At 64.3% G+C, this 22,280-nt stretch carries 21 protein-coding genes; 7 read left to right on the top strand and 14 right to left on the bottom strand.

Annotated elements, in window-relative coordinates:
• Window positions 1-258 precede the first annotated feature (258 nt).
• The 3 genes from AC3FLX_RS22625 to AC3FLX_RS22615 all read right to left on the bottom strand — a co-directional run bounded on the left by AC3FLX_RS22625 (window position 259) and on the right by AC3FLX_RS22615 (window position 3,792).
• On the bottom strand, window positions 259-1,335 hold the full coding sequence (locus AC3FLX_RS22625; protein WP_488699554.1) for a phosphotransferase: 1,077 nt from the start codon (window positions 1,333-1,335) through the stop codon (window positions 259-261).
• Between the two features lie 65 nt (window positions 1,336-1,400).
• The gene (locus AC3FLX_RS22620; RefSeq protein WP_488699553.1) at window positions 1,401-2,180 is read right to left on the bottom strand and encodes an oxepin-CoA hydrolase, alternative type; all 780 of its coding nucleotides are present in this window, start codon (window positions 2,178-2,180) and stop codon (window positions 1,401-1,403) included.
• Between the two features lie 88 nt (window positions 2,181-2,268).
• Window positions 2,269-3,792, bottom strand: a complete 1,524-nt coding sequence (locus AC3FLX_RS22615; protein WP_488699552.1) for a 3-hydroxyacyl-CoA dehydrogenase — start codon at window positions 3,790-3,792, stop codon at window positions 2,269-2,271.
• A gap of 176 nt (window positions 3,793-3,968) precedes the next feature.
• Here AC3FLX_RS22615 and AC3FLX_RS22610 point away from each other — a divergent pair, with 176 nt between their 5' ends.
• Window positions 3,969-4,610, top strand: a complete 642-nt coding sequence (locus AC3FLX_RS22610) for a glutathione S-transferase (RefSeq protein WP_488699551.1) — start codon at window positions 3,969-3,971, stop codon at window positions 4,608-4,610.
• A gap of 86 nt (window positions 4,611-4,696) precedes the next feature.
• On the opposite strand, the gene AC3FLX_RS22605 is transcribed toward AC3FLX_RS22610, so the two are convergent.
• Both AC3FLX_RS22605 and AC3FLX_RS22600 read right to left on the bottom strand, forming a co-directional pair.
• On the bottom strand, window positions 4,697-5,866 hold the full coding sequence (locus tag AC3FLX_RS22605) for a pyridoxal phosphate-dependent aminotransferase (protein WP_488699550.1): 1,170 nt from the start codon (window positions 5,864-5,866) through the stop codon (window positions 4,697-4,699).
• A 48-nt stretch (window positions 5,867-5,914) separates the two neighbouring features.
• The gene (locus AC3FLX_RS22600; protein ID WP_488699549.1) at window positions 5,915-6,475 is read right to left on the bottom strand and encodes a putative toxin-antitoxin system toxin component, PIN family; all 561 of its coding nucleotides are present in this window, start codon (window positions 6,473-6,475) and stop codon (window positions 5,915-5,917) included.
• 40 nt (window positions 6,476-6,515) lie between these two features.
• Between AC3FLX_RS22600 and yaaA the strand changes: the two genes are divergently transcribed.
• Together yaaA and AC3FLX_RS22590 are read left to right on the top strand one after the other, a co-directional pair.
• Window positions 6,516-7,301: a peroxide stress protein YaaA gene (yaaA, locus tag AC3FLX_RS22595; RefSeq protein WP_488699548.1), complete on the top strand. Its 786-nt coding sequence runs from the start codon at window positions 6,516-6,518 to the stop codon at window positions 7,299-7,301.
• Between the two features lie 32 nt (window positions 7,302-7,333).
• Window positions 7,334-8,476 carry a M14 family metallopeptidase gene (locus AC3FLX_RS22590; RefSeq protein ID WP_488699547.1) on the top strand — a complete coding sequence of 381 codons (1,143 nt, stop codon included), beginning with the start codon at window positions 7,334-7,336 and terminating at the stop codon, window positions 8,474-8,476.
• Between the two features lie 613 nt (window positions 8,477-9,089).
• Here the strand turns inward: AC3FLX_RS22590 and AC3FLX_RS22585 are convergent.
• From AC3FLX_RS22585 to AC3FLX_RS22575, 3 genes are all read right to left on the bottom strand, one after another.
• Window positions 9,090-9,857, bottom strand: a complete 768-nt coding sequence (locus AC3FLX_RS22585; protein WP_488699546.1) for a BspC domain-containing protein — start codon at window positions 9,855-9,857, stop codon at window positions 9,090-9,092.
• Window positions 9,858-10,119: 262 nt separating this feature from the next.
• Window positions 10,120-10,992 carry an N-formylglutamate amidohydrolase gene (locus AC3FLX_RS22580; protein ID WP_488699545.1) on the bottom strand — a complete coding sequence of 291 codons (873 nt, stop codon included), beginning with the start codon at window positions 10,990-10,992 and terminating at the stop codon, window positions 10,120-10,122.
• A 24-nt stretch (window positions 10,993-11,016) separates the two neighbouring features.
• Window positions 11,017-12,003 (bottom strand): tripartite tricarboxylate transporter substrate binding protein BugE, encoded by a 987-nt coding sequence (locus tag AC3FLX_RS22575; protein WP_488699544.1) that lies wholly within the window; start codon window positions 12,001-12,003, stop codon window positions 11,017-11,019.
• 175 nt (window positions 12,004-12,178) lie between these two features.
• On the opposite strand from AC3FLX_RS22575, the gene AC3FLX_RS22570 reads away from it, so the two are divergent.
• Entirely contained in the window at window positions 12,179-13,081 is a 903-nt protein-coding gene (locus AC3FLX_RS22570; RefSeq protein WP_488699543.1) for a LysR family transcriptional regulator, read from the top strand.
• Window positions 13,082-13,100: 19 nt separating this feature from the next.
• Here the strand turns inward: AC3FLX_RS22570 and AC3FLX_RS22565 are convergent, their stop codons facing one another.
• Genes AC3FLX_RS22565 through AC3FLX_RS22555 form a run of 3 tightly spaced genes read right to left on the bottom strand, consistent with a single transcriptional unit; the run spans window position 13,101 to window position 15,778 of the window.
• Window positions 13,101-14,276, bottom strand: a complete 1,176-nt coding sequence (locus AC3FLX_RS22565; RefSeq protein WP_488699542.1) for a vWA domain-containing protein — start codon at window positions 14,274-14,276, stop codon at window positions 13,101-13,103.
• A gap of 13 nt (window positions 14,277-14,289) precedes the next feature.
• The gene (locus tag AC3FLX_RS22560) at window positions 14,290-14,883 is read right to left on the bottom strand and encodes a GNAT family N-acetyltransferase (protein WP_488699541.1); all 594 of its coding nucleotides are present in this window, start codon (window positions 14,881-14,883) and stop codon (window positions 14,290-14,292) included.
• Window positions 14,884-14,899: 16 nt separating this feature from the next.
• Window positions 14,900-15,778 carry an AAA family ATPase gene (locus AC3FLX_RS22555; RefSeq protein ID WP_488699540.1) on the bottom strand — a complete coding sequence of 293 codons (879 nt, stop codon included), beginning with the start codon at window positions 15,776-15,778 and terminating at the stop codon, window positions 14,900-14,902.
• A gap of 506 nt (window positions 15,779-16,284) precedes the next feature.
• On the opposite strand from AC3FLX_RS22555, the gene AC3FLX_RS22550 reads away from it, so the two are divergent.
• The gene (locus tag AC3FLX_RS22550) at window positions 16,285-16,629 is read left to right on the top strand and encodes a c-type cytochrome (protein ID WP_488699539.1); all 345 of its coding nucleotides are present in this window, start codon (window positions 16,285-16,287) and stop codon (window positions 16,627-16,629) included.
• Window positions 16,630-16,643: 14 nt separating this feature from the next.
• The gene (locus AC3FLX_RS22545) at window positions 16,644-17,042 is read left to right on the top strand and encodes a c-type cytochrome (protein WP_488699538.1); all 399 of its coding nucleotides are present in this window, start codon (window positions 16,644-16,646) and stop codon (window positions 17,040-17,042) included.
• Between the two features lie 184 nt (window positions 17,043-17,226).
• Here AC3FLX_RS22545 and aroG read toward each other — a convergent pair whose 3' ends face one another.
• The gene (gene aroG, locus AC3FLX_RS22540; RefSeq protein ID WP_488699537.1) at window positions 17,227-18,306 is read right to left on the bottom strand and encodes a 3-deoxy-7-phosphoheptulonate synthase AroG; all 1,080 of its coding nucleotides are present in this window, start codon (window positions 18,304-18,306) and stop codon (window positions 17,227-17,229) included.
• A 478-nt stretch (window positions 18,307-18,784) separates the two neighbouring features.
• Between aroG and AC3FLX_RS22535 the strand changes: the two genes are divergently transcribed.
• Window positions 18,785-19,840, top strand: coding sequence for a class I SAM-dependent methyltransferase (locus tag AC3FLX_RS22535; RefSeq protein WP_488699536.1), 1,056 nt, complete (start codon window positions 18,785-18,787; stop codon window positions 19,838-19,840).
• 66 nt (window positions 19,841-19,906) lie between these two features.
• Here AC3FLX_RS22535 and tldD read toward each other — a convergent pair whose 3' ends face one another.
• Together tldD and AC3FLX_RS22525 are read right to left on the bottom strand one after the other, a co-directional pair.
• A complete protein-coding gene (tldD, locus tag AC3FLX_RS22530; RefSeq protein ID WP_488699535.1) occupies window positions 19,907-21,367 on the bottom strand; it encodes a metalloprotease TldD in 1,461 nt (486 codons plus the stop codon).
• 69 nt (window positions 21,368-21,436) lie between these two features.
• Window positions 21,437-22,261, bottom strand: a complete 825-nt coding sequence (locus AC3FLX_RS22525; RefSeq protein ID WP_488699534.1) for a carbon-nitrogen hydrolase family protein — start codon at window positions 22,259-22,261, stop codon at window positions 21,437-21,439.
• Between the last annotated feature and the right edge of the window lie 19 nt (window positions 22,262-22,280).

Genomic DNA, 22,280 nt, shown 5'->3' with positions numbered 1-22,280 from the left:
CCGCGCGCGGGAGAGGGGAGCAACCAAACGGTGCGCCTGACGCCAAGTTCTGCTCCGTCCGGTCCGTCCGGTCCGTCCGCTCGGTCCAGTCCGTCCAGTCCGTCCCGCCCAGTCCTGCTCAGTCCCGCCCAGTCCCGCCCAGTCCCGCCCAGTCCCGCCCAGTCCCGCCCAGTCCCGCCCAGTCCCGCTCAGTCCCGCTCAGTCCCGCTCAGTCCCGCCCAGTCCCGCCCAGTCCCGCTCAGTCCCGCTCAGTCCCCCTCAGGCGCCGGACTTCTTCGCGTACTCCCAGCCCATTTCCGCCATCGGGCGGGCGCGCTTGCCGGCGTCGAGTGCCTGTGCCGACGATGCGGTGCCGTCCACCACGCGCTTCATGATGCCCTGCAAGATGCCGGCAATCCGGAACATGCTGAAGGCGAGGTAGAAATTCCAGTCGCCAGTGATCTGGCGGCCCGTGCGCTGCTCGTACAGGCGCCGGTAGGTCGCTTCGTCGGGAATGCCCAGACTCTTGTGGTCCAGGCCGGCGATGCCGCGGAACTGGCCCGGCTGGATGTGCCAGCTCATGCAGTGATAACCGAAGTCCGCCATTGGATGGCCCAGCGTGGACAACTCCCAGTCCAGCACGGCCAGCACGCGCGGCTCGGTGGGGTGGAACATCAGGTTGTCGAGCCGGTAGTCGCCGTGGACGATGCTTGTCAGGTCCATATCCTCCTGCGGGATATGCTCGGGCAGCCAGGCCATCAGCTGGTCCATCGCCGGGATCGATTCGGTTTCCGACAGCTTGTATTGCTTGCTCCAGCGCTCGATCTGGCGCTGGAAGTAGTTGCCGGGCTTGCCGTAGTCGGCCAGACCAATCGCCTTGTAGTCCACCGTGTGCAGCGCGGCGATGACGCGGTTCATCTCGTCGTAGATCGCGCCGCGTTCGGCCGTGCTCATGTCGGGCAGCGACTGGTCCCACAGCACGCGGCCGCTGACGAACTCCATGATGTAGAACGCGCGGCCGATCACGTCTTCGTCCTCGCACAGCGCGTACATGTGGGCCACGGGCACGTCCGTGCCGGCCAGCGCCTTCATCACGCGGTACTCGCGCTCGATGGCATGGGCGGACGGCAGCAGCTTTGACTTCGGCCCCGGCTTCGCGCGCATCACGTAGGTCTGGCCCGGCGTGATCAGTTTGAATGTGGGGTTGGACTGGCCGCCCTTGAATTGCTCGACGGTCAGCGGGCCAGCGAAACCTTCAACGTGCTGGCGCATCCAGGCCTCCAGCGCGCCCACGTCGAAGCGCTGCTGGTCTGCCACGGGGCGCGTGCCTTCAAAGTGCGATACGTTGCTGCTCATGTTGTCTCTCTCCGCAGTATCTTTATTTTGTGATCGTTTGCCGAAGACGCATTCGAGGGTTTGCGTTATCGATAGTTTGGCTTGCGCTTTTCAAGGAAGGCCGTGATGCCCTCGCCGCCGTCCTTGTGGTGCAGGGCGGCCACAAAGCTGTCGCGCTCGGCCGCCAGGTGCTCGGTCAGCGTGGCGGTGCCGGCGTGGTTGATCAGCGCCTTCATGCCGCGCACGGCATTGGGCGACTCCTTCGCCAGATTCTCGGCGATGCGCAGCGCTTCGGTCAGCGCGTGACCCGGCTGCACCACGCGGTTGACGATGCCGAAGTGCGCCAGGCGGGCGGGGTCCACCGGCTTGCCTTCCATCAGGATTTCGCTGGCAAGCTGGCGCGGCAGCATGCGCGCGATTTCATACGAGCCGCCGCCGTCGGGTGTCAGCCCGACCTTGACGTAGGCCATCACGAACTTGGCGTCGCTGGCCGCCACCACGTAGTCGCAGGCCAGCACGAGCGAGAAGCCGGCGCCGGCGGCGGGGCCTTCCACTGCCGCAATGATCGGCTTGGGGAATGCGTGGAACGATTCGATCCAGTGATGCAGCGTTTCGATGCTCTCGGCCTGTACCGACGGCGGTTGTGCACGGTTGCCAAGCAGGCGGTTCAGATTGCCGCCGGCGCAGAACACGCCATTGGCACCGGTCAGCACCACGGCACGGATCGAGTCGTCGCGGGCGGCCACTTCGAGCGCTTCCTGCGAGGCGGCGTAGATGTCCGGATGCAGCGCGTTGCGCGCCTCCGGGTTGGAAATGGTCAGCACGAGCGTCGCGTCGACGCGTTCGGACAGCAACTGGGCAGTCATGGCAGCCTCGTTATCTTCAGTTTCTGGAACGGATTCCTGGGGCAAATGCAAAAAGGGCGCCCCGTGTCTCGGCGGGGCGCCCATTCGATCAGGCTTCCTCGGTCAGCAGCGACAGGCCCAGGCCGGCGCGGCGCCACAGCCACGGGCTCGGACGGTAGCGCATGTCGCCGGTCAGGCGGTTCATATTGCGCAGCACTTCCAGGATCACGTCGGCGCCGATCGTGTCGCCCAGTGCCAGCGGGCCCTTCGGATAGCCCAGGCCCAGGTTCACGGCCAGGTCGATATCGGTCGGCGTGGCGATGCGTTGCTGCGCGATGTCGCTGGCGATGTTCACGATGCAGCCGATGATGCGCTGCGCGATGAAACCGGCCGAGTCGCGGATCACGGTCACCGGCACGCCATCGCTGGCGAACAGGCCGTGCGCGGCGTCACGGGCACCGGCGCTGGTGGCCGGCGTGGTCATCAGCGTGCGGCGCTTGGTGGCTTCGAACGGCAGCAGCGTGTCGATGGCGACCACGCGCGTGGCGTCCAGGCCTTCTTCCAGCGCGGCAGTGGTCGCGTCCAGACCCAGCGGCGTCACGACGATCAGCGCATCGGCCGACGGCTGGTTACCGGCTTCGACGGTCACGCCCAGCGCGGTCAGCAGCTTCACGGTCATGGCGTAGCCACGCTCGTTGGCGCGGCTTACCCACACACTGGCCGGGCGGGCATCGGGTACCGGCTTTGCGGCGGGTACCTGCTTCTGGCCTTCCGGATATGCGTAGAAGCCGGCGCCGGTCTTGCGGCCGAGCAGGCCGCCTACCGAACGCAGCGCCGTGATCGGCGACGGGCGATAGCGCGGCTCCTGGTAAAACTGGTTGTAGATCGATTCCATCACCGGGTGCGACACGTCCAACCCGGTCAGGTCCATCAGCTCGAACGGACCCATGCGGAAGCCAGCCTGCTCGCGCATGATGTTGTCGATGTCGACGAACTCGGCCACGCCTTCCTGTGCGGCCTTCAGGCCCTCGATGTTCATGCCGCGGCCGGCATGGTTCACGATAAAGCCCGGCATGTCCTTGCAGCGCACCGGCGTATGGCCCATGCGGCGCGACAGCTCCATCAGGCGGTCGCCCACGGCGGGGTCGCCCGACAGGCCATCGATCACTTCCACGACCTTCATCAGCGGCACGGGGTTGAAGAAGTGGTAGCCGACCACGCGGCCCGGCTTCTTCGCGCCCACGGCGATGGCGGTGATCGACAGCGACGACGTGTTCGACGCGATCACAGCGTCTTCAGGCAGAATCGCTTCGAGCTTGGCCACGAGGTCGCGCTTGACGTCCAGGCGTTCGACGATGGCTTCCACCACCATGTCGCAGCCGGCCAGGTCTTCCAGCGCGTTGCACGCCTTCACGCGGGCCAGCGCGGCTTCGCTGTCGGCGGCGCTGATCTTGCCCTTGTCGGCCAGCTTGGCGAACGTATCCTGCAGATACTGGCGCGCGGCGGCCACGGCCTGGGCATTGGTGTCGAACAGATGTACGGTCAGGCCAGCCTGCGCGGCGATCTGGGCGATGCCGCGGCCCATTGCGCCAGTGCCAACGATGCCAAGCGTCTGGATAGTGGAATTGCTCATTGTTGGTCCAAAAAAGTTGTGGCTAAATTAGCACGATCGTACGTTTTCTGCACCTTTCGCGACAGAGGCGCCGCGCATGCGGCGTGCGCTGATCGGCCATGCTGGGCAGGGCAGGCAACGACGGTGCGACCTCGGGTCGACACCAGCGATTTCCCCCTAATCTGGAGAGAGACGACATGCTGAAGCTCTGCGGTTTTGCCGCCAGCAACTACTACAACAAGGTCAAGCTGGCATTGCTGGAAAAGAACCTGCCGTTCGAGGAAGAGCTGGCCTGGATCGGCGAGACCGACCGGTCGGCATCGCCACTGGGCAAGGTTCCCTACATCATCACCGATGCCGGCCCGCTGTGCGAGTCCGAAACCATCGCCGAGTACCTGGAGGCCACTTACCTCCAGGCACCGCTGATGCCGCAGGACCCGTTCCAGGCCGGCAAAGTGCGTGAAATCATCACGTTCATGGAGCTGTACCTGGAGTTGACCGCGCGCGAGCTGTACGCGGAAGCATTCTTCGGCGGCAAGGTCAGCGATCGCGTCAAGGAGCGCCAGCGCGGCCTGCTGGACAAGTACATCCCCGCGTTCGCCAAGCTGGCCAAGTTCTCGCCGTATGTCGCTGGCGACACGTTCACGCTGGCCGACTGCGCCGCGGTGTGCCACCTGCCGCTGATCTCGTCCTGCACGAAGATCATCTATGGCGAAGACCTGCTCGCGGGTTTGCCGGTCAAGGATTACCTGAGGGCGATGGCGGAGCGGCCGACCGTGCAGAAGATCAACGCCGATCGCAAGGCCAACACCGAACTGATGCTGAGCCGGAACAAGTAAGCCACCGGACATCGCGTCAAATTAAGCAAAAAGCCCCGCGGCGGGAAGCCAGCGGGGCTTTTCTTCATGATGCGAATGCGCGCGGCTTATAGCTTTGCCAGCCGCTCCAGCGCCAGCTTCAGCGTTTCTTCCTTCTTGGCAAAGCAGAAGCGCACCACACCCGACTCCCGAGGTTCGGAGTAGAACGCCGACACCGGGATCGCCGCCACGCCGATTTCGCGCGTCAGCCACATCGAGAAATCGGCCTCGCTCATATCGGAAATCGCCGAGTAGTCCACGCACTGGAAGTAGGTGCCATCCGACGGCAGCAGCTTGAAGCGCGTACCGGCCAGCCCGGCGCGGAAGTAGTCGCGCTTGGCCTGATAGAACCCGGCCAGGTCCAGGTACGGAGCGGGGTCGGCCATGTAGTCGGCCAAGCCATGCTGCACCGGCGTATTCACGGTGAACACGTTGAACTGGTGCACCTTGCGGAATTCGTTCATCAGCTCGGCGGGAGCCGCCACATAGCCGACCTTCCAGCCCGTGACGTGATAGGTCTTGCCGAAGCTGGACACCACAAAGCTGCGGCGCGCCAGCTCGGGGTGGCGCGACACCGATTCATGCCGCTGGCCGTCGTAGACCATGTGTTCGTAGACTTCGTCGGACAGCAGCAGGATGTCGGTGCCGGCCAGCAGGTCGGCCAGTTGCTGCATGTCTTCTTCGCGCCAGATCGTGCCGGTGGGGTTATGCGGCGTGTTGATCATGATCATGCGCGTCTTGGGCGTGATCGCGGCGGCCAGCTTGTCGAACGGGATGCGGAACAGCGGGGCTTCCAGCCGGACCGGCACGGCCGTGGCGCCTGCCAGTTCGATCGACGGCAGGTAGCTGTCGTAGCACGGTTCCAGAACGATCACTTCGTCGCCGGGGTGTACCGCGCACAGGATCGACGTCAGCAGGCCCTGCGTGGCGCCGGCCGTGATCGTGATTTCGGTGTTCCAGTCGTACTGGTGGCCGTACAGCGTGGCGATCTTGCCGGCAATGGCCTGGCGCAGCTTTGGCACGCCGGCCATCGGCGGATACTGGTTGTGGCCGGCACGCATGGCGGCGGTCACGGCGTCGACGATGCGTGGATCGCAATCGAAGTCCGGAAAACCCTGACCCAGGTTGACGGCGTTCTTTTCGGCGGCCAGCGCCGACATCACGGTGAAGATCGTCGTGCCCACGTTGGGCAGGCGGGACAGCGGCGGATTCAGCGGGGCGAGGGTCGATTCGGACATGACGGGACGAAAACGGAAAAGAACCGGGCAGGAAACCAGAGCGACATTCTAGCGGGGATCGGCGGCCGGGGCGGCCTGTGCCGACCATGCGGCCAGCCAGCCGGAAAAAGCCAGCGGCGGTAACACGTCCACGCCGCTCGTGCGGCGCAGGCGGCTCCTGAGCTTGAGCACCGCCTTGTCCTTCGATACCAGCAGCGCGGCGCGCGCGAAATGGGCCAGCTCGATGAACTTCTGGTCGTCGGTGTCGCGGCACTTCGGCAGGCGGATGGCATCGGCATCGGCCGCTTCGGGCAGCGGCTCCAGCGTGGTCAGGCGGTCTACTTCGGCCAGCGCCGCGTCGATATCGACGGCGAATCGGGCGAATTGCGGATACGCGAGCACGCGGCGCAACTCCTCCCGGCAGTCGGCCCGGATCACGGGTGCGATGGCGCCGGCCGTCAGCGCGGCGCGGATTGGCTCGACGTGCGGGTCGCGGAAGACCAGCAGGTCGACCCAGATATTGGAGTCCAGCACGACGCGCGGTGCGAGGGTGGATACGGGCGCGGTTGCGGGCGGCGCAAGAGGCGCGGAAGTGCGGGGCAGGGCGCCGGCGGTGGTTTCGGTGGGCATTCGCTACAATCTCAGCTTTGTTTCTGCCCGCGATTTTGCCATGCTCATCGTCCTGTCTCCCGCCAAGTCCCTGGATTACGAGACACCGCCGCGCGTCAAGACCCATACGATGCCGCGCTTTATCGACCATTCCGCCACGCTGATCGAGCGCCTGCGCAAGCTCGCGCCACAGGATGTGGCATCGCTGATGGACATCTCCGACAAGCTCGCGGTGCTGAACGTGACCCGCTATGCCGACTGGTCGCCCGAGTTCACGGCCGCCAACAGCAAGCAGGCCGTGCTGGCCTTCAATGGCGACGTCTATGACGGCTTGGACGCGAAGACGCTGTCCACCGAAGACCTGGCTTTCGCGCAAAAACATATCCGCATCCTGTCCGGCCTCTATGGCGTGCTGCGCCCGATGGACTGGATGCAGCCCTACCGCCTGGAAATGGGCACGCGCCTGGACAATGCCGCCGGCCGCGACCTCTACGCGTTCTGGGGCGACGACGTCACGAAGCTGCTCAACAAGGATATGGCGGACCTCAAGCACGAAGGCTCGCTCACGCTGGTGAACCTGGCGTCCGAGGAGTATTTCAAGGTGGTGCGCCCGAAGGTGCTCGATGCGCGCGTCATCACACCCGTGTTCGAGGACTGGAAGGGCGGCCGTTACAAGATCATTTCATTCCACGCCAAGCGTGCACGCGGTACGATGGCCCGCTACGCCGTCACGCACCGCGTGACAGACCCGGCCAGGCTGAAGCGATTCGACGAGGACGGCTATGCCTTCGACAAGGCCGCCTCCGACGACGTGCGCTGGGTGTTCCGCCGCCGCCTGGAAGACTGACATCGAGACTGAGACAAAAGGACCTTATCCCCATGACCTCGGCACTCCATATCTCCACGCTGTTCGATTCGGGCGCGATTGAAGTCGAAGCACTCGACCGCGCCGACGATATCCGCCTGCGCATCCGCGCCGATTCCCACGCCGATTTTCGCCAGTGGTTCCACTTTCGCCTGCAGGGCGCGGCGGGCCAGGCGTGCAAGCTCCAGTTCCTGAACGCGGGCGAGTGCACGTATCCCGACGGCTGGCGCGACTACCGCGCGGTGGCTTCTTACGACCGCGCAAACTGGTTCCGCGTGCCCACGCAGTACGACGGCAGGACGATGACCGTCGACTTCACGCCCGAGCACGACAGTGTGTGGTTCGCCTATTTCGAGCCATATCCGGACGAGCGCCACCTGTCGCTGCTGGCCACGTGCCAGCGATCGCCGCTCGCGAAGCTGTCGCACCTTGGCAGCACCGTGGACGGCCGCGACCTGACCTGCGTGACGCTGGGTCAGCCCGGTCCGGGAAAGAAGACGATCTGGATGATCGCGCGTCAGCATCCGGGCGAGAGCATGGCCGAATGGTTCTGCGAAGGGGTGCTCCAGCGCCTGACCGGCACGGGTCTGTGGCACGGCGATCCGGTGGCGCGCAAGCTGCTGGACCGCGCCGTGTTCCATATCGTGCCGAACATGAATCCCGACGGATCGTCGCGCGGTAACCTGCGGACCAATGCGGCGGGTGCGAACCTGAACCGCGAGTGGATGCAGCCGAGCCTGGAGACCAGCCCGGAGGTGTACCACGTGCGCCGCGAGATCGAACGCACCGGCGTGGACCTGTTCTTCGACATCCACGGCGATGAAGCGCTGCCGTACAACTTCGTGGCCGGCAGCGAGATGCTGCCCGGCTTTACCGAAGCCCAACGCGAGCAGCAGTCGCGCTTCATCGAAGCGTTCAAGCGCGCCACACCGGACTTCCAGGATGTGCACGGCTATGCAGCCAGCAAGTACAACGCCGACGCGCTGAAGCTGGCCTCGAAGTACATCGGCCACACCTTCGGTTGCCTGGCGCTGACGCTGGAGATGCCGTTCAAGGACAACGCGGACCTGCCCGATCCGGCCGTCGGCTGGAACGGCGCGAAGAGCGCGCTGCTGGGCACGGCAATGCTGCAGGCGATTCTGGAGTATCTGGGCTGAGGCGAGCTGTCGCGTGTTTTCCTCTCTCAATGCATGGGAGAGGGGAGCGCACAACCCAGGCATAGAAAGGCGACGACGGTTTTTTCTCCCCTCTCCCGCGTGCGGGAGAGGGGCCGGGGGAGAGGGCTGGCGGTTCTATGCACGACAAGCCGTGATTTGAACCGCAATGCCCTCTCCCCCAACCCCTCTCCCATTGCATGGGAGAGGGGAGCGCATAGCCTGGGTATAGAAAGGCGACGACGATTCCTTTCGCCCCTCTCCCGCCTGCGGGAGAGGGGCCGAGGGAGAGGGCCGGCGGTTCTATCCACGACAAGCCGTGATTTGAACCGCAATGCCCTCTCCCCCAACCCCTCTCCCATTGCATGGGAGAGGGGAGCGCATAGCCTGGGCATAGAAAGGCGACGACGATTCCTTTCTCCCCTCTCCCGCGTGCGGGAGAGGGGGCAGGGGAGAGGGCCGGCGGTTCTATCCACGAAGCCGTGATTTGAACCGCAATGCCCTCTCCCTCAACCTCTCTCCCATTGCATGGGAGAGGGGAGCGCATAGCCTACGCACGGTTATTCGCTCCTCTACCGCACGCGGGGGAGGAGCGCATAACTGCCGCGTGGCAGCGTCAGTTCTTCTTCTTGGTTTTCGAGGATGAAGAAGACGTGCTCTTCGTGCCCGACGTCGACTTCGATGTCGATGACTTCGACGACGAAGACGATGCCTTCGCGCTGCTCTTGCCCTTCTTCTTGCTTTGCGATGGCGTGGAAACCGCCGGCGCCGCCGCAGGTTCGGTGATCGTGTCACCGTTGCTGTCGAGCAGTTCGTACGCCAGCATCATGCCGTCGTTGTAGCCGCAGCGCACCTTGACCGGCTGCCACTGGGCCTCGCCCTTGCGCTTGTGGGCCGTGGCATTGAACGTCACCACCGAACTCACTGGCACTGACTGCTTGCCGGGCGAGAAGCGGCCTTCCCAACGTTCTTCGGTAGCCTGGCTGGTCGACAGCGCGCCAGTCGGGATCTTCAGCGCGTCATAGCTGGCCGAGCGAGGCACCACCCAGCTTGCATGCGCGGCACAGTCGGCCACATCGGCCGAGGCATTCTCCGATTTCATCAATTGCTCGCGCATCTGCGAACGATACTCGGCCAGACTCACGCGGCCTTTGTCGGGCAGGGTGACCGTGGTGGTCGGCGGAGTCTTGTTGATGACGGGAGGCGGTTTGACGGCAGGGCCAGTGCCCTGTGCGGTGGCAGGGGCGGCGGCCGGGGTGCCGGCGGCCTGAGCGGTGTCGTCGGTCGGCGCGGTGGCGCAGCCGGCCAGCGCGATCGCGCCCGCCACTGCGGCAGTCAGCATGCGGAGCTGGCTGCCGAACAGTTTGGAAATTCGTCTGATCACGGGATCGTCTTTGCTAGTGAAAGCAAGGAGGTTGGGTGAAGGATTGCCATGATAGAGGAATCCCCCGCTGCGAAGTTCCTAAATGTTGTTACCCTTCGTTCTAATTGCTTACATCTTGCGCGTATCAGGTTCGATTACCCGCGTGCAATAGCAGAAGTCTCTGGAATGATGCAACTGAGGCGAACCCCGAGACACGCATCCAGCGTGTCCCGAGAGTTCCACGGGCGCCATTGCAGCGCCCGTCCGACCAGGGATCGGACGATTAGAAGGTGCGCGCGAAGCGCAGCAGGTCGTCCATCAGCGCGTTGAGGTCGCGCTTGAGCTTGTCGAAGCCGGCGGAGTGAGTGAGGCCCACCTCGTCCATATACAGCTTGCGATTGACTTCGAGCTGCAGGCTGTGGCGATTGGCCTGCGGTTGGCCCACCACGCGTACGATTTCCACGCCTTTGTACGGGTGGTTGCGCCACACGTCGTAGCCCATCTCCTTCAGCACGGCCTCCACGCGATCGGTGAATCGCGTGTCGCATGTGGTGCCGTCGCGGTCGCCCACGACGAAGTCCGGATGCTGCAGGCCAGGATGCTCGGTCGCAAACTTCGCGGCCTCGCTCGGCATCGAGTGGCAGTTGATGTGGAACACGCGGCCGTGGCGCGCCACGGCCTGGTCCGACAACCGCTGCAACTGCGCGTAGTAGGGCAGGTAGTAGTTGTCGATGCGCGCCTGCAGCTCCGCCACGCCGAGCTTGCGATCGTAAATCGGCTCGCCGGTGTCGAGCACGCGCCAGACCAGGCCCTTGCCCAGGCGCGTCTTGGACGTTTCCTGTTTCAGGCCGGGCCAGGGCGCGTCGAGCAGCGCTTCGTCGATTTCCTCGAGGCCGCGGTTGGCGTCGAGGTAGCTGCGCGGGAATCCCGCGGCCAGCAGCGGAATGCCGCGCGCGGGCGCGTCGGCGTAGAGCTGTTCCACGAACGTGTCTTCCGCCTGCCGCAGCAGCGGCAGGGGCAGGTTGCCGGCAAAGCGGAAGTCCGCCGGATACGTGGTGCAACTGTGCGGGGAATCAAGAAAGAGCGGGCCGCACTCGCCTTCCGGCATTTGCAGGAAGAACGGGCTTTCCGCGGTCTTTCGGTCTGCGTCGGTCATACGAACTGCCAGTGATGGATCGGATTAGTCCAGCGAAATCTTGGCGGCGGCGGCCACCTTCTTGTTCTTGGCCACTTCGGCAGTGATCTGCTGCGCAAAGTGCTGCGGCGTGTCGCCCACCGGCGTCGCGCCCAGCTTTTCGAGCTTGGCCTTCACTTCGGGCATGGCCAGCACCTTGATGGCGGCGGCGTTCAGCTTTGCCTGGATGTCGGCGGGCAACTTGGCCGGCGCGATCAGGCCGAACCACGCGGCATCGTTCACTTCAGGCAGACCCAGTTCGGCGAAGGTCGGCACGTTCGGCAGGGCGGCCACGCGCTTGGGCGCGGCCACGGCCAGCGCACGCAGCTTGCCGCCTTCGATGAACGGCAGCGACGAGGGCAGGTTGTCGAACAGGATCTGCACCTGGCCGGCCAGCGCGTCGTTCAGCGCCGGGCCCACGCCCTTGTAGGGCACGTGCAGCAGTTCGGTCTTGCTGCTCATCTTGAACAGTTCACCCATCATGTGCGACACGCTGCCGTTGCCGGCCGAGCCGTAGGCCAGCTTGTTCGGCTCCGACTTGGCCAGCGCGATGAACGACTTCATGTCGGTGGCCTTCACGCTCGGGTGGATGCTCATCACGTTCGGCACGGAAGCCAGGTTCGTGATCGTGGTGAAGTCCTTGGTGGCGTCATACGACAGGCGCGGATACACGGCCGGGTTGATGCCGTGCGTCGATGCGGTGGCAATGCCCAGCGTGTAGCCATCCGGCGCGGCCTTGGCCAGGTAGCCCGTGCCGATGCTGCCGCCGGCGCCGCCACGGTTGTCGACGACGACTGCCTGGCCCAGTTGCTGGCCCAGCTTGTCGGCCACGATGCGCGCGACGATGTCGGTGGTGCCGCCGGCCGGGAACGGCACGACGAGCGTGATCGGCTTGGTCGGGTAGGTGCCCTGGGCAAAGGCGGGCAGGGTCAGGCTGGCAGCGGCAAAGGCGGTGGCGGCGGCCAGGATCTTGAGCAGGGGACGGCGTTGCATCGAAGGGGATTCCTGTCGAAAGGTAATTGAAAGGAGAGGTGGAGCCGGTCTCTGCGGACCTGATCGAGGGCAATGCAAAAATTGTGCGCTCTGATTCTGCGCGCCCATGCAAGGTCAGCGCAAACGAATTAAAATCCCTAGCTCATTCCATTTGGTAGTGAAGTGAGAGGCGGATATGCGGCGCTTATGTCCATCGATGACGGAGTTGATGGCGTTCGAAGCGGCCGCGCGGCACAACAGTTTTACGGTGGCCGCGCGCGAACTGCACGTGACGCAAGGCGCGGTCAGCAAGCAGGTGCGCAGCCTGGAGGCGTTCCTGGGTGTCGAACTGTTCGAGCGGGTGCGCCAGCGGCTGTTGCTGACCGAAGCTGGTGCGCGCTATCTGGAGCGTATCCGGCCAAGCCTCGACGAGATCGAGGCGGCCAGTGTCGAACTGATTGCCCGGCAGGGGCGCGGTGGCATTCTCCATATCGCCAGCATGCCGACGCTGGGTGCCAAATGGCTGATTCCGCGGCTGCCGCAGTTCTTCGCCAGGCATCCTGAAGTCACGCTGGAATTCGTGCCCCATGCACAGGGCTACGATTTCTCCCAGCCCGATCTCGATGCGGCAATCCGCTTTGGCGACGGTGTGTGGCCGGGCAGTCTTGCCGACTACATGACGGGGCGCGAAGTGCTGCCTGTGTGCCGGCCGGGCCTGCTGGTGCACGAGCCCGATGGCGTGGCCAGGACGCCGGCGGCGCTGCTGAAATACCCGCTGCTGCACCATACGACCGTGCCGGAGGCGTGGCCCGACTGGCTATCGGAACTCGGTGTGTCGACGCGCAAGGCGTGGAGCGGGGCGCGCTTCGATCAATTCACGCTGCTCACGCAGGCGGCGGTATCGGGGCTGGGCATCGCGCTGATTCCGCGTTGCCTGATCGAGGAGGAGCTGGCCACTGGCACGCTGATCGTGGCGCATCCCGCCCGCGTGCTGGCAAGGAAGGGGTATTACCTGTGCTACCCGGAGCAGAAGGCCCATCTGCCGGCGTTGCTGACGTTCCGGCAGTGGCTGATGGAAGGCGTCGACGTGGTGGCCTGAGCCGTCCGCCGGCCGAAGGCTACTTCGACAGCACCTTCATGGCTTCTTCCAGGCCCGCCAGCGTCACCGGATACATGCGGTTCTTCATGATCTGGTTGATCACCGTAATGGACTGGCGGTACTGCCACAGACCTTCGGGTTCGGGGTTGAGCCAGACGAAGCGCGGGAACTGATCGATCATGCGATTGAGCCAGACCGCGCCAGCTTCCGCATTGTTGTACTCGACCGATCCGCCGGGCTGCAGGATCTCGTAAGGGCTCATCGTCGCATCGCCGACGAAGATCACCTTGTAGTCCGGCGTGTACTTGTGCATCAGGTCCCACGTGGCGATCTTCTCCGCGTGGCGGCGCCGGTTGTTCTTCCACACGTGGTCGTACAGGCAGTTGTGGAAGTAGTAGTACTCCAGGTGCTTGAATTCGGTCTTGGCGGCCGAGAACAGTTCCTCGATGCGCTTGATGTGGTCGTCCATCGATCCGCCCACATCCATCAGCATCAGCACCTTTACCTTGTTGTGCCGCTCGGGCCGCAGCTTGATGTCGAGCATGCCCGCGTTGGCGGCCGTGGAATGGATCGTGTCGTCGAGATCGAGTTCGGTATCGGCGCCTTCCCGTGCAAACCGGCGCAGGCGGCGCAGGGCCACCTTGATGTTGCGCGTGCCCAGTTCCACCTGGTCGTCGTAGTCCTTGTACGCGCGAGTCTCCCAGACCTTGATCGCGGTGCGGTTGCCCTTGGACGGCCCGCCGATGCGGATGCCCTCGGGGTTATAGCCACCGTGGCCAAATGGCGACGTGCCGCCCGTGCCAATCCACTTGTTGCCGCCTTCGTGCTTTTCCTTCTGCTCGTCCAGCAGTTGCTTCAGGCGTTCCATGAGCTTGTCCAGCCCGCCCATCGCCTCGATCTTCGCTTTTTCCTCGGCGGAGAGTTCACGCTCCAGCGTTTTCTGCAGCCAGTCCAGCGGGATGTCGCTCTTCCAGTCCACCAGGCTTTCCACGCCCTTGAAGTACGCGGCAAAGGTCTGGTCGAACTTGTCGAAGTGCTTCTCGTCCTTGACCAGCGTCATGCGGGACAGGTAGTAGAACTCGTCGATCGACGGCGCAATGACTTGCGCGCGCAGCGCTTCCAGCATCGTCAGGTATTCCTTGACCGATACCGGCAGCTTGGCGTGGCGCAGCGAAAAGAAAAAGTCGATCAGCATGGCTGGACTCCGATCAACGCGGACGTTCGAGCTGGTATTGCAGGTGGGCGCGTACGGTTGGCCATTCGCTGGCGATGATCGAGAAGACCACCGTGTCGCGGAAAGATCCGTCGGGCATGCGCTGATGGTTACGCAGCACGCCATCCTGCTTGGCACCGAGGCGGGAGATGGCGGTGCGGCTCTGGTGGTTCATCCAGTGCGTGCGGAATTCCACGGCGATGCAGTCGAGTGTCTCGAAAGCGTGGCGCAGCAGCATCAGCTTGCATTCGGTGTTTAGCCCCGTGCGTTGCACGCGCTTTGCGTACCACGTGGAACCGATTTCCACACGGCGGTTCTTGCCGTCGATGTTCATGTACGTGGTCATGCCGGCCACGCGGCCGTCGGCATCGAGCACCGTGAACGGCTGCATGGAATCCTGCGCCTGCAGGCCCAGGCGGCGCTCGATCTCGGCGGCCATGCCATCGGGTGTCGGCACGCTGGTGTACCAGAGCTGGTGAAGCTCGCCGTCCGCCGCGGCTTCGCGCAGGCCGGGCAGGTGCTCGGCAGACAGCGGTGCCAGCGTAGCGTGTTGCCCGGTCAGCGTGACGGGCTGCACAAACTTCGTCATCGTCCTGGCCTTTTGCTTAGCGGTTGGCGCGGTTCATGAACACCAGGCGTTCGAACAGATGCACGTCCTGTTCGTTCTTGAGCAGCGCGCCGTGCAGCGGCGGAATGGCGGCCTTGCGGTCGGGGCTGCGCAGGGCCTCCGCGGGGATGTCCTCGGCCATCAGCAGCTTGAGCCAGTCGATCAGTTCCGACGTGCTCGGCTTCTTCTTCAGGCCAGGGAGGTTGCGCATTTCGTAGAACGCTTCCAGCGCCGAGGTCACCAGCTCGCGCTTGATGCCGGGGTAGTGCACGTCGACGATCTGCTGCATCGTTTCCGCATCGGGGAACTTGATGTAGTGGAAGAAGCAGCGGCGCAGGAAGGCGTCCGGCAGTTCCTTCTCGTTGTTCGACGTGATGATCACCAGCGGACGATGCTTCGCCTTGATCAGTTCGCGCGTCTCGTAGACATAGAACTCCATGCGGTCGAGTTCGCGCAGCAGGTCGTTCGGGAATTCGATGTCGGCCTTGTCGATCTCGTCGATCAGCAGCACCACTGGCTCGTCCGCCTCGAAGGCCTGCCAGAGCACGCCTTTGATGATGTAGTTCTTGATGTCGTGCACGCGGTTGTCGCCAAGCTGGGAGTCGCGCAGGCGCGATACGGCATCGTATTCGTACAGGCCCTGCTGGGCCTTGGTGGTGGACTTGATGTGCCACTGCAACAGTGGCATGCCCAGCGCGGCGGCCACTTCCTCGGCCAGCATGGTCTTGCCGGTGCCCGGCTCGCCCTTGATCAGCAACGGACGCTGCAGCGTGCGTGCGGCGTTGACGGCCAGTTTCAGGTCATCGGTGGCGACGTACTGGGCACTACCTTCGAACTTGACCTGCTGGGACGGATTGGCGTTGGCGGTGGTGGACATGAGGCAACCTGGCGGATCGCGGCCGGCCTGCCAGGCAGGCCGGTCGAGTGACAATAGGAAACAACAACCGGCTTGGCCGAGGGTTCTGCAACAACGGGCCTCAACAACCCGAAATTCGGCCGGAATGGGCCAGTATAAGAGCAGATTGACTTTCGCGTTCAGTGGGACTCACCCCAAGGGCGGCGTCGTGGACTGCCGCGTGCACGCTGCGGTACAATGCGCCGGTTTGACGCGCCCCCAGTCAATATCCTCCTCAAGCCCGGCAGTTCTGCCACCAGAGACATGGCAGATCATCGGGAGGCGGCAACAGCGCGAGATGGTTGCAAGAATGGTGTTCGAGCACCGCGGCACATCAGCACACGCCCGGCTGCGTCCTTGGTCTGACCGGCTTCGCCCTGACAGATCTCGCGGCGATCCGCTCCACATCCCCATTCTTAGTAATCCGTCTGGCGCCCCGAACAAGGGCAGGTCACACGCGGTTTAACACTTCCCAATCAGCTACGAAAATGAAAAAGCTCCTCACGATGGTAGTGTTGGGCGCGGCCGCAACGGCAGCGCATGCCCAGGACAAGGGCACTGTCGACACCGCCAAGGACAAGGTCGCCATGTGTATCGGCTGCCACGGCATTCCGGGTTATCGCGCCTCGTTTCCTGAAACCTACGAGGTACCGATGCTGGGCGGCCAGAGCGCCAAGTACATCGAGAACGCGCTCAACGGCTACAAGAAAGGCGATCGCAAGCATCCGACCATGCGCGCGATCGCGGCGAGTCTGACTGACAAGGACATCGCCGCCGTGGCGGCGTACTACTCCCAGCAGAAGCCGGGTACCCAGAACAACTCGCTCAAGTAAGAAGGCCGGAAACCATGAAGAAGCTGAACTTTGTGTCGTACGCGCTGGGTGCGATGGTGCTGGGTGCCGCCGCCATGTCCGCGCAGGCCGCCGATATCGCGGCTGGCAAGGCGCTGGTGGAAAAAGGCGGCTGCGTGGCCTGCCACGGCAAGGACCTGAACGCGCCGATCTCGCCCGACTATCCGAAGCTGGCCGGCCAGCATCCGGATTACCTCTATCACGCGCTGACGTCGTACCAGGTCAGCGGCAATCCGCTGGTGGGCCGCACCAACGCCATCATGGCCGGCCAGGTCAACAGCAACCCCGCCGTGACCGGCAAGGATGGTAAGCCGCGCCCGTTCACGCGCGCGGAACTGAAGGACATCGCTGCCTATATCGGATCGCTGAAGGGCGATCTGGTGCTGAAGAAGTAAGGCGACAGCGGCCTGGCGCCGCGCTCGGGACGAAGCCGCCCTGCCGGGCGGCTTTTTCATTGAGGCGGTGTTTCGGATGCACCGGATGAGGGCGTCTGGCATCGAACGCCGATGGAGCATGCCCGGACGCCCAAAGTAAAACGCCGACCCCAGGGTCGGCGTTGTTCCATCATGAGGCAGCCAGTCAGTTGCCGCTGCCCGTCACCAGGCGGCGTTGCTTCACGGAATTGGCAAGCGTTTCCAGAATGGAAATCGAATCGTCCCAGCCGATGCAGGCGTCGGTGACCGACTGGCCATAGGTCAGGTCTTCCACCGGCGTGCCCTGCACGTGATCCTGACGGCCGGCCACGAGGTGCGATTCCACCATGACGCCGATGATGCGCTGGTCGCCGCCGGCAATCTGGCCGCCGATGTCCTCGCAGACCGGCAACTGGTTCTCATGCTTCTTGCTGCTGTTGGCGTGCGAGGCATCGATCATCAGCCGCGCGGCCAGGCCGGCCTTGGAAATTGCGTCGCAGGCTTCCTGCACGCTGGCTGCGTCGTAGTTCGGGGCCTTGCCGCCGCGCAGGATGATGTGGCAGTCCTCGTTGCCGGCCGTCGATACGATGGCCGAATGGCCGCCCTTGGTCACCGACAGGAAATGGTGGGGTTGCGAGGCGGCCTTGATGGCGTCGACGGCGATCTTCACGTTGCCGTCGGTGCCGTTCTTGAACCCGACCGGGCACGACAGTCCCGACGCCAGCTCGCGGTGTACCTGCGACTCGGTGGTGCGCGCGCCGATGGCGCCCCAGCTGACCAGGTCGGCGATGTATTGCGGGCTGATCATGTCCAGGTATTCGGTGCCGGTCGGCACGCCCATTTCGCTGATGTTCAGCAGCAGCTCGCGCGCGGTGCGCAGGCCGTCGTTGATCTTGAAGCTGCCATCCATGTGCGGATCGTTGATCAGGCCCTTCCAGCCCACCGTGGTGCGCGGCTTCTCGAAATAGACCCGCATGACGACCTCGAGCTCCCCCGCGAAGCGGTCGCGCTGCGCCTTGAGCAGCTTGGCGTATTCCAGCGCCGCACGGGTATCGTGAATCGAGCACGGTCCGATGATGACGATCAGGCGGTCATCCATGCCATGCAGAATCCGGTGCATGGCCTGGCGGGCGCCGTAGATCACGTCGGACGCCGCCTCGGAGCAGGCGAACTCGCGGATCAGGTGCGCGGGCGGCAGCAGCTCCTTGAGTTCTCGAATACGCAGGTCGTCGGTGTTCTTCAGCATGATGGCTCCGGGTCTTGTGAGGTCTTGAGTCTGGTTGGGTTCTGCGTTGGCGACCGTGACGGGCATAAAAAAACCGCCAGGGTTGCTGGCGGTTTTTTTGTATTCAGGGTTGCTTACAGCTGTCCCTCTCTATCCGCCAGCGGTGTGAGATGCCAAAAGAAGTAAAAGTAAAACTTGGCGGACATGGCGGAAATCGGGTCGGCTGTGGTGAGCTTGTGTCGGTTTTACGCTGATGCGTGAAATTTATGCTGCGGCGCGGAATAGTGAGGCATTAAATTGCGCCGCATTCCCCAAAACTGTGGAGAGCGGCTGCCGCTCGCGCAACAACGAAGCATCTTTATAGCGCTTTTCCACGACGCTGGCAAGCGGCAGGCGCAACAGATTTAAGCCAATGCAGAGTGTCCCTCCTGCCTATATTGGAATGGTACGTCCCGGCACGAGGACGGCGGGCAAGAATCAGCAGGCGGAGGTGCCGATCATGTCAGTCGATGAAGCAAGGCTGAATGCCTTCATGGAGAAGTTCGTCCACGACATTGGGGCCGTGATGCACGCGGCGACCGTGGTGGTGGGCGATGAACTGGGCCTGTACAAGGCGTTGGCGGAAAAGTCGATGACCACCGAAATGCTGGCGGAGAAAACGCGGACGGACCCGCGTTACCTGCGCGAGTGGTTATCGGCGCAGGCGGCCAGCGGCTATGTCGAGTACGACCCCGTGACCGACATGTTCTCACTGACCGAGGAGCAGGCTTTCGCGCTGGCGCAGGAGGGCAGCCCCGCGTTCATTCCCGGCGCGTTCCAGATCGCCGTGGCGCAGTTCCGCGCCATTCCCAAGATGATCGATATCTTTCGCAACGGGCGTGGCCTGGGCTGGCACGAACACGATCCCGCGCTGTTCCACGGCACGGAGCGATTCTTCCGGCCCGGCTATGCCGCCCATCTGGTCAGCGAATGGATTCCGGCGCTCGAAGGCATGGAAGCCCGGCTCAAGGCCGGCGCCATCGTGGCGGACGTAGGGTGCGGCCACGGCGCGTCGACGATCATCATGGCGCAGGCATTCCCGCACGCCACGTTTCGGGGCTTCGATTATCACGAACCGTCGATTCGATACGCCACCGAGGCCGCGCGCCGGGCCGGCGTGAGCGATCGCGTGACATTCGAAGTGGCATCGGCCAAGGACTACCCTGGCAAGGACTACGATCTGGTCGCCGTGTTCGATTGCCTGCACGACATGGGCGACCCGGTGGGCGCGGCGCGCCATATCCGCGAAACGCTGAAGCCGGACGGCTGCTGGATGATTGTCGAACCATTCGCCAACGACGCGCTGCAGGACAATCTCAATCCGGTGGGGCGCGTGTTCTATTCGGCGTCGACTTTCATCTGTACGCCTGGCTCGCGCTCGCAGGAAGGGGCGATGTGCCTGGGCGCGCAGGCCGGTGAAGCGCGCATGCGGGGCGTGACGGAGCAGGGCGGGTTTGGCAGCTTCCGGCGCGCGGCGCAGACGCCGTTCAACCTCGTGTACGAGGTCAGGCCGTAAAGGGAGGGGATGGGTGCGCGCCTCTCTCCCGCCAGGCGGCAGAGAGGCGGTGAGACAAAACGAAAATCAGGCCGTGCCGCCCACGGTCATGTTTTCGATGCGCAGCGTCGGCTGGCCCACGCCCACCGGAACGCTCTGGCCTTCCTTGCCGCAGACGCCCACGCCCGAGTCCAGGCGCATGTCGTTGCCGATCATCGTCACGTCCTTCAGCGATTCCGGGCCGTTGCCGACCAGCGTGGCGCCCTTGACCGGGTACGTGATCTTGCCGTCCTCGATCATGTAGGCCTCGCTGGCGGAGAACACGAACTTGCCGTTGGTGATGTCCACCTGGCCGCCGCCGAAGTTCACCGCATAAAGGCCGCGCTTCACGCTGGCGATGATTTCCTGCGGGTCGCGGTCGCCGTTCAGCATGTAGGTGTTGGTCATGCGCGGCATCGGCAATGCGGCGTAGCTTTCGCGGCGTGCGTTGCCGGTGACCGGCATCTTCATCAGGCGCGCGTTCAGCGTGTCCTGGATATAGCCGGTCAGGATGCCGTCCTCGATCAGCGTGGTGCACTGCGTCGGGTTGCCTTCGTCATCCAGGTTCAGCGATCCACGGCGGTTTTCGAGCGTGCCATCGTCGACCACGGTCACGCCCTTGGCAGCCACGCGCTCGCCCATGCGGCCCGCGAACGCCGACGATCCCTTGCGGTTGAAGTCGCCTTCCAGGCCGTGGCCCACTGCCTCGTGCAGCAGGACGCCGGGCCAGCCGGGGCCAAGTACCACGGTCATCGCGCCGGCCGGGGCAGGGCGTGCTTCCAGGTTGACCAGTGCCGATGCGACGGCTTCATCCACGTACTTGCGCAGCAGTTCATCGGTGAAATAGCCGTACGCATAGCGTCCGCCGCCGCCCGACGAACCTACCTCGCGCCGGCCGTTCTGTTCGGCGATGACCGTCACGGACACGCGCACCAGCGGACGCACGTCGGCGGCAATCACGCCATCGCTGCGTGCCACCAGCACCACGTCGTACTCGCCGGCCAGGCCAGCCATGACCTGCACCACGCGCGGGTCCTTGGCGCGGGCCATTTTCTCGATCCTCTCGAGCAGCGCCACCTTTTCCGTGGCCGTCATCGAATCGAGCGGGTCATTGGGCGCGTAGAGACTGCGGCCAGCCTGCGAGGCCATCGCGCTGGCCACCTTGACACGTCCGCTGCCCGCCTTGCCGATCGTGCGCGTGGCCGCGGCGGCCTGGCTCAGCGCTGCCAGGCTGATGTCATCGGAGTAGGCAAAGGCGGTCTTGTCGCCCGACACGGCGCGCACGCCAACGCCCTGGTCGATGCTGAAGCTGCCCGATTTGACGATGCCTTCCTCCAGGCTCCACGCCTCGTTGCGCGTGTGCTGGAAATACAGGTCGGCATAGTCAACCTTGTGCGTGAAGACGTCGGCCAGTACGCGCTGGAGCGTGGCCTCGTCAAGGCCGTACGGTGCCAGCAGCAGCTGTTGCGCGGTGGCCAGGTTGCGGATTCCGAGATCTCCGGCGTTCATGATTGTCCTTGGTCTTGAGCCTCCGTGGCGACCGGCCACGGGGAAATGCAAACGGTAATGCCCTGAATCCTACAGCACGCGATGCCGCAGCGCGGGCAGGTTCTGGCGCACTTCGGCCAGCCGCGCCGGGTCCACCACGCCCGATACCACGCCCTCGCCCTCGGGCAGCACGCCCATCAGCTCGCCCCACGGGTCCACCAGCATCGAATGGCCCCAGGTGCGGCGGCCGTTTTCGTGCTTGCCGCCCTGTGCCGCGGCAAGCACATAGCACTGATTCTCGATGGCGCGGGCGCGCAGCAGGATTTCCCAGTGCGCCTGCCCGGTGGTGTAGGTGAAGGCGGCCGGCATCAGAATCAAGCTGACGCCGTCGGCACCCTTGGCGAGGCCGCGATAAAGCTCGGGAAAGCGCAGGTCGTAGCAGACCGACATGGCCACCTTGCCGCATGGCGCGTCGAACGTGACGGGCGTCTTGCCGGCCAGGATCGTGCGTGATTCGTCAAAATTCTCTTCACCCTTGGTGAAGCCGAACAGATGGATCTTGTCGTAGCGGGCCACGCGCTCGCCGTCCGGATCAAACGCGAGCGAGCTGTTGTAGACGCGGTTGTCGTCGCCACACCACATCGGCAATGTGCCGCCCACGAGCCAGACTCGATGCCGGCGCGCGGCATCGGCCAGAAAGCGTTGCACCGGGCCATCGCCATCGCGCTCGCGGATTGCCACCTTGTCGGACTCGTGCCGGCCCATCATGCAGAAATACTCGGGCAGCAGCACCAGCTCGGCACCACCCCGCGCGGCATCGGCGATCAACGTGTCGGCGCGCGCGAGATTGTCGTCGAGCGACGTTCCCGTCACGGTCTGGATGGCGGCGACGCGGAACGGATTGGCAGCGGTCATCGTGGCTTCCTTTGACGTC

It is taken from the genome of Cupriavidus sp. 291-E7 (assembly GCF_057798835.1).
This window is presented reverse-complemented; position numbering and strand designations above follow the sequence as displayed.